The organism is Hyella patelloides LEGE 07179 (assembly GCF_900659865.1).
Lineage (GTDB): Bacteria > Cyanobacteriota > Cyanobacteriia > Cyanobacteriales > Xenococcaceae > Hyella > Hyella patelloides.
Window position 1 is genome coordinate 1 of the sequence record NZ_LR214007.1, and the last position, 10,922, is coordinate 10,922.

The following is a 10,922-nucleotide window of genomic DNA, read 5'->3' on the forward strand; positions in this document are numbered from 1 at the left end:
ATCTTCTAGAGATTCATAAGTACTATGCCATTGCCGTCGAAACACTGGTGATAAAGATAATTCGGCTAAAGAACTAGGATTCCGAGTTAATAATGCTGCATCGGTAAGTTCAAAAGTTGCATCTTTCGCTTTCCCCAGAAAATGGTATATTTGGTCTCGAAAATATTTTAACTTTGTGTCAGGCATTTTTCAGCTAACTTTGATTGAATGCCTGATTTTACTTTAATTTAGCTTATTTTGAGAATTTATTGTCTTTTTTTTGACTTCTTAATCAAGTTTTAGTCTAAACTCCAGTCAAGGAGCAAGAACTGGTTTTCCTGTAGCAACCACTTGTTCTACAATATCAGCAGCCCGTCTCACGCCACCAGCTTGATGGATAGCTTCTTGAAGTCTCTGGGCATTCTGTTGATAAGAACTTTCTGTTAGCACCTGCTTGATTACAGTTTGAAGTCGAGAAATGTTCAAATTCTGGAGGCGCACAACTTCACCTGCTCCTGTTCTCGCTATGCGTGCAGCTATTCCAGGCTGTTCGTTAGTAATGGGAATGGCGACAATTGGGACTCCGCTACTCAATGCGCCTAGGGTTGTGTTCATACCTGCATGGGTAATCACTACACTCGCTCTATCTATTAGTTTTTGATGAGGAGCAAAAGAAACCGCAATGATATTATCTGGCAAATTATAATCCGCAGGGTTGTTATTCGGATTGCCTAAAGAAATAACTAACTGAACATCTAGTCCCGCCACAGCCTCCGCAATAGACTGAAATATTTCTGGTACTTTGTTTTGTAATGTTCCTAGGGAAGCATAGACCAAAGGTTTATCAGTTAATTTTTCCCAGGGGAAAGAAATATCGGGAAAAGAGACGGATTCTAAACCAGATGGATTTTGTAAAGGTCCCGTGTAATGAAAATGATCGGGTAAATTTACTCTGGGAAAATCAAATTCCCTTGGTAACTGACAAATTTGAGCCAGTTTTGAGTAATTATCGTCGCGATTTTTGTATAAAGGTAATTGCCACTGCTGTCGCTGTTGTTGAATTTCTTGCCAGATCGAAAGGGATATACGATTTAAGAACCAATTCCCCAGTTGATTGCGAAGTTTCGCCCACCATGCCTGGTTATAACCCCAATGGGTAAAATAGGGAGGAACACCAGCTTCGCGATTAACTAATAAAGCATTACATACCGTGACATAAGGTAGCTCTAGCTTATCTGCAATTGTTCCTCCCGCCGTAGAAACCTGATCGACGAGCAACGCCTCTATACCAGCAGATTGAATTGCTGTCGGCAGATTATTAAACAGCATTCTGTTATCTTTTAAAATTAACTCGATAGTGAATTTTAGACCTTCTCTTCCGCTCTTTTTTCCTAGTTTTTCATAATTCTGTTCTAGTATTCCGAGGGGAAATTCTTGTTCTCCAATCAACCAAAAGTTCAATCCTGAATTTTTAATTTTGGGTTCGATGTCTGCAATACCGAAAATAGTAACACTATGGTTGCGTCTTTGTAATTCTCCGCCTAAAGCACACATAGGATTAAGGTGTCCAATAGCAGGAGGACAAATGATGCCAAAATGAGTCATGATATTTTTATGGTGAAAAATGAATGTTGGTGATTGGTTTACAGTTACAGCACAATTTAATTGGTTTCTGGAATTAGATCGGAATTATCTCAATTATTTTTTGCATAATTTAAGAATTTTCCTTTGATACGATCGCTCTATTTAGCAAAATCCTGGTTCTTTTGATTGGTCTACTTTTGTTTTAGTCGGTAATTGGCTGAGCATCGGCGATCGCTATAGCCGACTTGAATGGTTTTTGGTCGGAAACGCCCTGTACCGCAACAACGGCTACTTTAGGTACTTTTGAATTGGTTTCTGAATTATTGTGTGTCATGATTATTCTTTGACTTTTTTATCTGTATTTTTATCGGCTTTATTGGCTGTATATTCTTGAACTTTGCACTGAGGCATACAGAAATTGAGGGTATTATTGTCGATCTGATAAAGGTGTTATGTTTTTATTTTGAGGTTTTCTGTAATCAATACAATTACACAAATCTTCAGCAATCTTTTGTTTGTCTTCAGGTTTAAGTTTTCTGGCATCAATACAATCAGACCAATCTTCAGTAACTTTCTTATTGTCTTCAGAGATAAATGTTATTTCTCGATTTTCCTGGGAATTTTCCAGACCTTCGATATATTCATCGACCTTAGGTTCTAATTTGCAAAAGCACTTTCCTTCATAAGCCTTGCTACTCTTTGGATAGAGAAGAGCTAACCCCATTGATGTTGGTGTGATAAAAGAATTAGTTAACAACAAACTTTCATGCTGGACATTTTGAGGCGGTCTTTGCCAACTAAACAAATTGCCAAATACAGGAATTGCACTAAAAATTCCCCTCCATACCTGACCGATAATTGGTACATAACCCCGTCCACCATCCAATGTACTTTGGTTGGAAAAGGTTGAAAGTGCGAAAAAATCAATTGCCTGGGTATAAACTGTTGTATTGACTGTTTGTTCTCCGATCCGAGATAGTGGTTTTACTCCTTCTTGTTCTGAAGGATAAAGGTCTTGTGGTGTCAAAAATGACATCATATTCTAGTTGATCGACAATCGACTTAAAATCAGAATCTATTTTATCTTCATTTATTTGATTTATCGCATAGCCTTGGATTACAGCAAAAGTGTCTCGAACTAACTGTTGAGTTAGGTTGATGCGATCGCGGACTTCTGGCATCACTTCGTTTAATGCTTCTTGTCCCTTAGATTTATCAGTAGAAATTTGAATTCCCCACATTTGCATATTAATACCAGGTCGAGGAAGATCGATCGCAGCAATAATTCTATAGGCACATTGTCTTTCTTTCTCTAGTCCATATAAGATGATTTCGTTGTCAACTTCACCACGACGATAAACTTCAAGGTTATCAAGAGCCAGTTTATTTTTTATCTCTTGCAGCATAGGTATTACATTTGCTGCATCACGAACATAATGTAACTCTATTCTTTGAGTGCCTAATTTCAGATTTTTTGTTTCTCCGTTAAGTCGATCTTCTTCAGGCTCGGTTTTGCAGAAATCTGCCCCTGGAACTTCGCTTTTTTCTTCTGGTGGAACTTCTGGTGGACTTGGTAGATCGCCATCATAAGTTCTTCTTTCGATTGTTGTCTTTTCTCTTGTTGATGTTGTGGGACTTGTTTGAGCTTTGGCAAGAGATAAACTTGAGAAAAAATGAAATATGCTAATTCCAACGATTAAAATAGTTTTTTTAAATTTCATAATAAAATATACTCCTTATGAAGCAATAAATATTTTTCTACTATTGGAGAGTATTTGTCACCAAAAATAAAGAGAAATGAAAGACTCACAAGTGAGACGATTATCGAACTGGTATCTTTATTTTGATTGACAATATTTATTTAGCTGATCTGGAATAGATTCTGGAAGATTTTTAGGGCGGTAGTTTTTATTACACCAAAGTTCTTTAACGCTGTTATGAAAGTCTTTATTCAGATCTTTGAATTTGATTATGTCGCGTTCTTCTTGTCCTTTGGGTTTGGTAGTGTTACGATTTTCAGTCTTTTCAGGAGGATATTTCACTAAGTTCAAATCCAAATCCAAATCCAGCTTTTTGGCTTCTCCTACCATCCACTCCAAAGCAGCTTTTGACAAATCTAAAGTATTTACTTTGCAATTATCTGATAGCTCTATCATTTCATCTGTACCACCGCCAACGCACCCATGATCTCCTGGAAAGCACATTTGTTCTAACGTTCCCTTAAAACCATCTTCTGATTCCATCATTGTGACTTCAAAAGCCGATCGCTTTTCATCTATGGCGATCGCGTGTCGGGCATTTTTAATGATTGAACTAAGTTTGTTATCGTGAAATCTTAAGTTTCTTTGAAAAATTCTGTCAATTGGAAGCCAGGGTATAACATTGGGAATACCTAAAGCCCCTACAGTATCCCAACAGCCAAGAAATTTAATATGGGGTTTTTCAATCTCATATTTTTTGCGAAAATTTTCAGCTTTTTGTTCTCGACTCTCGTTTTTAATGCGATAAATTCTATAAGCCTCAGCAGTATGATTAATATCAGGGCGTTGAAGTAGCCCACAGTAGCTAATCAAACCTGCCAAACTTCTGACTGTATAAGCTCCTCTACTGAAACCAAATAAATATATTTCATCGCCAGGCTCGTAATTTAGGCAAAGAAAAATATAAGCATCTTCAATTTTTTCATCAATTCCTAAGCCAAAAGCTCCTCCAAATATTTTTAGCGGACGATAGACACTACGTTTACAATAAATAACAACTTTATCTATGAGATTTTTTTGGGTATTTTTGTCGTAGTCAGGAACTGCACCAATTCCTTGGTCGTAGTAAAGAATTTGAGGAATATGTTGTTTTTGCTCATCATTATTCTTATCTTTACCTTTTATGGTTGCTGCTTGATGAATCTCGTTTTCTAGCTTATTCTCCTCTTCTTCTTTAATTTCTCCTTTTGTTTTTGTTACTTGAGCAATTTTAAGTACATTAGTGGCAACTTTGTTATCTTGGCTTTGCCAAGTGCCATCGCAACAAACTATTAAACGTTTCATCAGTTTTCTCCTTACTAAACTATCTGGTAATGTGTCAGTATCTTACCTCTGTTTTTTTGTCAGTTCTAGGGGTGAAATTCAGGTATTGTTTCGGGATGAATGATTTTTTTAATCGGTTTTAAGAATTAGTCAGAACTATCTCAGTTGTTTTTTGTATATTTTTTAAATTTAATTTTTCGATATAATCGATTTTTGTGAAACAATTTGCTTAAATTCAATCCCGCCACAGGTGAAGCAGTAGTCATGATTTTGGTTCGACTTTGAGATTTCCAATATTCGTATTTGAGTAAGGGAAAACTCGCTACTTTTTTGGCTAACGCCCAGAAAAATACATAACTGGCTAACAGGCGTTCAAACGCACCAAAACAAGATTCTCTTAACTCTTCAATCTGTTCTTTTTGCTCGGTGACAGTGGAATTTCTGAAGTAGATAGCATCATCATTACTATCTAAAATAATGGCATCGCTAAAACCTTTATCAGCGATCGCAGCATCATGATGACCCATCACCACGATCTCTGGTCCGACATTAATATTTCTCACTCCGTTGGCTTGTTTTCCTGTCATTAGCACTGCATTTTCCGCTTCTTGCAGTTTTTTACTGCGTCTTCCATCAGGTACACCGAGAAAAATCAAAGTACCCCTAACTACTCGATGTCCAAAAGCGTGTAAAAAATGATTCTGGGGATTACTCCCGTGTACTTCTATAGTTGCAATACCATAGCTAAGGGAAAAGAGTTTACTGATATAAGCTTGTAATAATTGGTTGACCCAAGGTACATCACCAATAACCAGAGTTCTTTTACCCATCCGTGCTAATAGTTGCCGACCTTGAAAATAACGAATTAACAAAGTCCAAAACCAAGAACCAAAGATATAGATGGCAATATCTGCCAAGGTTATTACGGGTGAAACCGCTTCCAATAAGCTCTGAGGTAAATTAGCTAGGTTAAAAATTAGTCCCAGTGATGTCTTAACTAAGGGAAGAGTCTCGCCAAAAGGAATTACCCATCCTACAGTTATGAAGACATAGAAAGCGTGAATTGCCCAAGCTAGAGGAGTTTCCGTAACATGAAGCCCCCAATGACGACCACCTTGAACCAGCTTTTGCCTAATTGCCGATTTAATTGGTTTTCCCCTAGCAGTAACTCCGATAATTTGTCTGACATTTTTATTGAGAAAATCATCCTTCATCATTGCCAAAACCAGCAAACTTTCTGAGGTCAAATTCATCCCAAAAGGCTCTGAATCGGGAAAATTATTTTTCATCTGCTGGGCAAGATAGAACAATAACTCTGTAAGAGTCTGTCCAGCAGCAGCAACGGTTACAGTACTCGGTTCGGCTTTTCTGCGTCCACTACCATTAATAAAAATTCTGTGGCGGTGGGGATTGTCGAGAAATGAGGAGGGCAAAATTGCTGTAACTCCTCCGTTACCTTGGGTTGAATTGATAAAACTGCTCAACTCTCCTGTGAGAATAAACAGTTCGCCGATAACTCCTTGGTCACACAGATGGTCAAAAGTATCGATCACTTGTACGGTGGAAAAGGTTTGACCAGATTGAGTAATTGCCAGGACGAGGGAGTTTTTATTCAAACAAAGTTGGTTCAGGTTTTGGCTTAACTGTTGTAGGACTTCATTAGCAGAGATCGTTACAACATTCAATAAAGGAAAAACGGTTTTTAAATTTTGCGCGAATCTTTCACCTAACCAGAGACTATTTTCTTCCCCAGTAATCAGTAAATCCACAGTAGGCGTGGGTCGGATTTGACTCATTAATCCAGCTTGAAACATTTTTTGCTGCTTTTGCTCAAAGCGTTGGACTTTTTCCGTCAAGAGATGAACTAAATAATCTGCACTTTGACGATTCAGAGAGGTGGAATTTTGCCACGAAGTTTTAATTTCAGCCAACACCCTGGGAATTGATTGAAGATCGCTCTCTACAGGGTCTTGGTTTTCAGACTCGGAAAATTTAACATATGGTAAATGGGGATGATGTTTCAGGGAAATCCAGCGATTTTCTAATTCTGAGGCTTTGAGTTCCCTTTGTTTTTTTAACGAGTAGATAGTAATATCCTCAGCACTGACTTGAGCAATTTCTCCTGCTTGGGGATTCAAATCCAAACGAGAAGAACCTGAAACGTCTGCTAAAACACGATCTACGGCTGCGGGTTCGGAAGCATAAACCATGTATTTTTGCTGCCAATTAAACCCGATTGTTATTGGTTGTCCTTTAGCAGCGAGAACTAATTGGGATTCTTCTAAAGTGGAAACGGTAACTAAACCGAAACTTCCTTTGGCTCTTGAGATAAATATTTGGGTGGCGCGATACAAATCGTTGTGAAAGAAAGCTTCAATTGCCGTTTGTACAAAAGCGGTTCTTTGTGATTCTGACCATTTTGCGATTATGGTTTGATCGCTAATGGCTTGTAAAATATTATTTTCTAAACGATTTAAATATTGAGGAAAATAGAGAGAATCTGGCTCTGGAGAATGGGATAGCTCAGCAAAAATACTCTCAAAAATTTCTGTCCAACTGGTTAAATTTTCTACCGAAGGGAATGCCGATTCCAGGGAATTCGCGATCTCGCTTACAGCGAGGCACTGCGTGATCGCTAATTGATAAGCTAATCGTGAAGAAGCATACCACATTCCTTTGGTAATTAATAAATCCATCATACCCGCAATTTTGGGGGAATCGCCTTCAGTGGCGTTAGGAGTATGTAAAATTCTTTCTAACCATAAACCTAAAGTAAGATTATCAACTTCCTGACCAAAAAGCTCCCAAGCATCAAAATCGCCGTTGTGGGTAATGCGATGATTGACATTTTTAGTTTGACATACCCATTCTCGATCGATAAATTGCCAGACATTTTCGTTCCTAGCACCCATCCATTCATGCCAATGGGTTTCCAATTCCGAAGGAGCAGTACCACTGGTAGCATAACGATAATGCCATGCTCCGATTACTAATGATTCTAAGGGTTTAATGTCAGATGCGATCGCTTTTTGTCTGATAGGTGCAAAGGCTGCTTCTAGGGATTGGGTTAAATTATCTCTTTTACGCTTAACTACTTTTTTCCCCACAAAAACAATCTGCTCTTCATCACGAGCTAAAACCAATCCGCCACCAGCTTGTTCGCCCCGAATTTCGGTTTCTCTGCCCATTATTTGCGCCATTTCCACAATTCTGGCAGGTAAAAGCTCATTTCCATCATCGGGCTGGCGGTGAGCTATTAAGCCGAAGTTTCCACAGTAAAAACAATCTGCTACTCCTGTTACTAACGCATCTATGTCTGAAAGGGAAGATAGGGCAATTAGTAGATTTGCAACTATAAAAGTTTGGCTAATTAAATTACTGGGATGGAAGAAAACTGTAATCGCCACAAATAAAAAATTAAATAAGATACCGCCTAATGCTTTGACTCTTACTTGAGTAGAGTTACCGACTGCGAGATATGGAAAGTCGCTACAGGTAGTTAGAAAAGGAATGAATATGTTGCTAAAAGGCAGTAATGACTGGAAAACAGTTTTAATACTTCTGTGTTCAAGAATATTCGTCAGGTTTAAAATAGATAATTGCTGGTCAATAACAGCGATCGCAAATGTATGTCCCAAGCCATGAATAACAATTGCACTATTCCAAGTTAATCTTAGTAGCATCGAATAAAACAGAAACAGCAAACAATCAGAGATCATATTTCCCGTTTCCATACCACTAGCAACTATCAGTAAAATAGCGATCGCTTCAAAAATGACATTTTGTAATATTGATAACCAAGTTGACTTATACATTTGCTTTTCTTGTAACTCAAAAATAGCGATTAATTTATTGCCCAATATCCTATTAAATAGGGAACACTATTAATTGATTAAAATCAGAAATAATTAGCTAATTTCCGTCATTTCTGCCAGAGCATAGTCCCAAAGTTTTTTCTTGTAATTTATTGCTTTTAATCCAGCCTTTAATGCTCGAACTTTTGAGATTTCATTTTGACAAAGATAATCGAGTATTTTAAAAGCTATTATTTCAGAGTTACTACTGTTTTTCTGGATTGTTTTATCGGCATAACTAATCAAGCTCGAACATTCTTTGTTTTCTTGTTTTAAGACTTTAATGATTGCTAGTAGTACTGAAAAAGTAAGTTGTTCTTGTCCGAAGAAAAAAGTTGCTGCTGTTTCTTCTATAGTTGCTAATTGAACAATCTTTAAGTTAAATGCCACTAACTCTTTTATTCCTGGTTTAAGTAAATGTAAATTATCTTCTGATTTCAAAAAAGACCAAAGAAAATAAGGATCGACTCCTATTTCTGCCATAGAATGAAGATAAATAGCAAAATCTTCGTTGAGTTCTCCATAAGAATATAGCTCGCTTTCTCGACTCAAGATAATCTCATTAATCAATTTTTTATTATTATCATTGCATTCTATAAATTGTCCTTGTAAAGCTAAAATAAGTTTGTTCTGTAGAGATTTAAGTAACTTCATAAAATCCCAATAAACAAAAATGTGATATGATATAAAACATTCAATTTTAGCTATCGAAGTTAATTCACTATAGACTGGATGCTCGGAAAGCTTGTGAATTTTTGCTTTGATATCAATTGTAAGTTTGTTACTTTTACTTCGATCTTCATACTGATAATGATTTAAATTCATCAACATATTTCCGTTAACTGTAGTTTCTTGTAACATGGGGAGAGTTCCAGATAAATAAAGTTTTTCAGGCAATACTAAATTTAAAAATCACAAAATGTTGGCGACACTAACTTTTACTATTTTGTAATTGGTTTCAATTAGTCTTTGTGGTTTTTTACCCGTCAGCAGCACCACCGCAGTTGCAGCTAAAGCGTACAAATCACTGTGAGCAAAAACAATCCCTCGCTCTATTTGCTCTGGTGGAGCATAGCCAATTTTGCCGATTGCCGTTCCAATCAGAGATAATGAATCTGTAGTGAAAATTGCCCCCATCAATTGAGATTGTGCCTTGTTTTCGACCGCCTTAATACTGCCAAAGTCAATTAACATTGGTAATCGATCTGCGCTACGTAAAATTATGTTATCGGGGGAAATATCGCAGTGAATTACTCCCATCGCATGAATATACTGCAAAACGGGCAAAATTTGCTTTAATAAATGCTTAATTCCCACCTCACTAAATTTCATGCCTTCTTGAGCGAGATCGCGACAAAGAGCATGATAAGTTTGCCCCTCAACATAATCCTGTACTAAAAATAAACGTCCTTTATCTTGATACTTATAGCGAAACAGTTCGCGGAACTTAGGGATTTGTGGGTGCTGCAATCGATAGAGAATTCCCGCCTCGCGCTCAAATAGCTCTTGTGCTTTAGAGAGAGCAAACGTTCCTTGAAGTCGAGGTGCAAACTCTTTAAGAACACAGCGTTCGTTAAAACGATTAATGTCTTCTGCCAAGTAAGTACGACCAAAGCCTCCATGACCCAACTGATGTAAAATTCGATAGTGAGATTTTAAAACATCCCCTGAATTTAGCTCGGTATTCATTGTTGTTAGTTGCTCTTGGTATCTCATTTTATTTTGTTGAGCTTCTTGCGGATGCTCTCAATGGAAAAACTTGACTACTACTTTAAAAGCTCAAAACTTATTGAAATTATCCTTCTAGCTTTTAAGCAGTAACAGAGGAAAAATTCAGGTATTTGTTCAGGTGAATAATTAAGTCTGAATTTAATTTAATTAAAGCGCGATCTCTTATTTATTTCTCCTTTTAACAACTTTCTTAACTCAATCTTAGAAAACTCGATCGCGATAAACATCTGAAAAACGTCTCAAATCAAACCTCAACGAAAGAGGTAAATAGTCTCTAACTTTCGCTGACCTGTTAAGTATATTTATCTACGACTAAAGTGATAGATTAAACAGTGGTTAATAGTTCTTGAAAAGTAAAAAAAAAGGCAGAACAAATAATCTATTTGTTTTATTATGGTAATCTTTTGCGATCGCTGTTCTCTTTACTCTCACAACCCTCATCTTATATCCCACATCCATCAGCCACACAAATGAAATACATCTGAAATCGGAGTTGAAAAGCGATGAACCTATCCCACTAATAATAGATAAAATAAGAAGGTTGTAACTAAACGACTGAAGATGCCAGGCAAATTTGAGGGATTAAATGACCTAGAGTGGAAGCTATTTCAAGATATTTTTCCTAAAAAGAAAAATTCCGAAAAGCGATCACGCAGTGCCAGGCTCCGCCTGATCGCGAGGAATGCCGACCACACCCTTTAGGTATGTTTGAAATACATTGCTGTACATTTTGATTACTGGATGTCGATGG

7 protein-coding genes and 2 pseudogenes are annotated in these 10,922 nt (G+C 37.2%); all 9 read right to left on the minus strand.

The features are described from left to right. Positions 1 to 186, minus strand: a pseudogene (locus H1P_RS25995) (NF041680 family putative transposase); the annotation flags it as partial. Between the two features lie 108 nt (positions 187 to 294). After that, entirely contained in the window at positions 295 to 1,584 is a 1,290-nt protein-coding gene (locus H1P_RS26000) for a glycosyltransferase (RefSeq protein WP_144872712.1), read from the minus strand. A gap of 181 nt (positions 1,585 to 1,765) precedes the next feature. After that, entirely contained in the window at positions 1,766 to 1,897 is a 132-nt protein-coding gene (locus tag H1P_RS39020; RefSeq protein WP_281291223.1) for a hypothetical protein, read from the minus strand. A 93-nt stretch (positions 1,898 to 1,990) separates the two neighbouring features. Beyond that, positions 1,991 to 2,602, minus strand: coding sequence for a hypothetical protein (locus H1P_RS26005; protein ID WP_144872715.1), 612 nt, complete (start codon positions 2,600 to 2,602; stop codon positions 1,991 to 1,993). Then, positions 2,487 to 3,284 carry a hypothetical protein gene (locus H1P_RS26010; protein WP_144872718.1) on the minus strand — a complete coding sequence of 266 codons (798 nt, stop codon included), beginning with the start codon at positions 3,282 to 3,284 and terminating at the stop codon, positions 2,487 to 2,489. The genes H1P_RS26005 and H1P_RS26010 overlap by 116 nt, the downstream gene beginning before the upstream one ends. Before the next feature lie 117 nt (positions 3,285 to 3,401). Next, positions 3,402 to 4,607 (minus strand): DUF2235 domain-containing protein, encoded by a 1,206-nt coding sequence (locus H1P_RS26015; RefSeq protein ID WP_144872721.1) that lies wholly within the window; start codon positions 4,605 to 4,607, stop codon positions 3,402 to 3,404. Between the two features lie 140 nt (positions 4,608 to 4,747). Continuing rightward, entirely contained in the window at positions 4,748 to 8,446 is a 3,699-nt protein-coding gene (locus tag H1P_RS26020) for a hypothetical protein (RefSeq protein WP_246141947.1), read from the minus strand. 48 nt (positions 8,447 to 8,494) lie between these two features. After that, the gene (locus H1P_RS26025) at positions 8,495 to 9,337 is read right to left on the minus strand and encodes a DUF3050 domain-containing protein (protein WP_144872725.1); all 843 of its coding nucleotides are present in this window, start codon (positions 9,335 to 9,337) and stop codon (positions 8,495 to 8,497) included. A 60-nt stretch (positions 9,338 to 9,397) separates the two neighbouring features. Continuing rightward, a pseudogene (locus tag H1P_RS26030) lies at positions 9,398 to 10,129 on the minus strand (protein kinase domain-containing protein); the annotation flags it as partial. Positions 10,130 to 10,922: the final 793 nt, after the last annotated feature.

Excerpts from the sequence above, each read along its gene's own strand:
- H1P_RS26000 (WP_144872712.1), bottom strand. The coding sequence starts at position 1,584 with ATGACTCATTTTGGCATCATTTGTCCTCCTGCTATTGGACACCTTAAT.
- H1P_RS39020 (WP_281291223.1), bottom strand. The coding sequence starts at position 1,897 with ATGACACACAATAATTCAGAAACCAATTCAAAAGTACCTAAAGTAGCC.
- H1P_RS26005 (WP_144872715.1), bottom strand. The coding sequence starts at position 2,602 with ATGATGTCATTTTTGACACCACAAGACCTTTATCCTTCAGAACAAGAA.
- H1P_RS26010 (WP_144872718.1), bottom strand. The coding sequence starts at position 3,284 with ATGAAATTTAAAAAAACTATTTTAATCGTTGGAATTAGCATATTTCAT.
- H1P_RS26015 (WP_144872721.1), bottom strand. The coding sequence starts at position 4,607 with ATGAAACGTTTAATAGTTTGTTGCGATGGCACTTGGCAAAGCCAAGAT.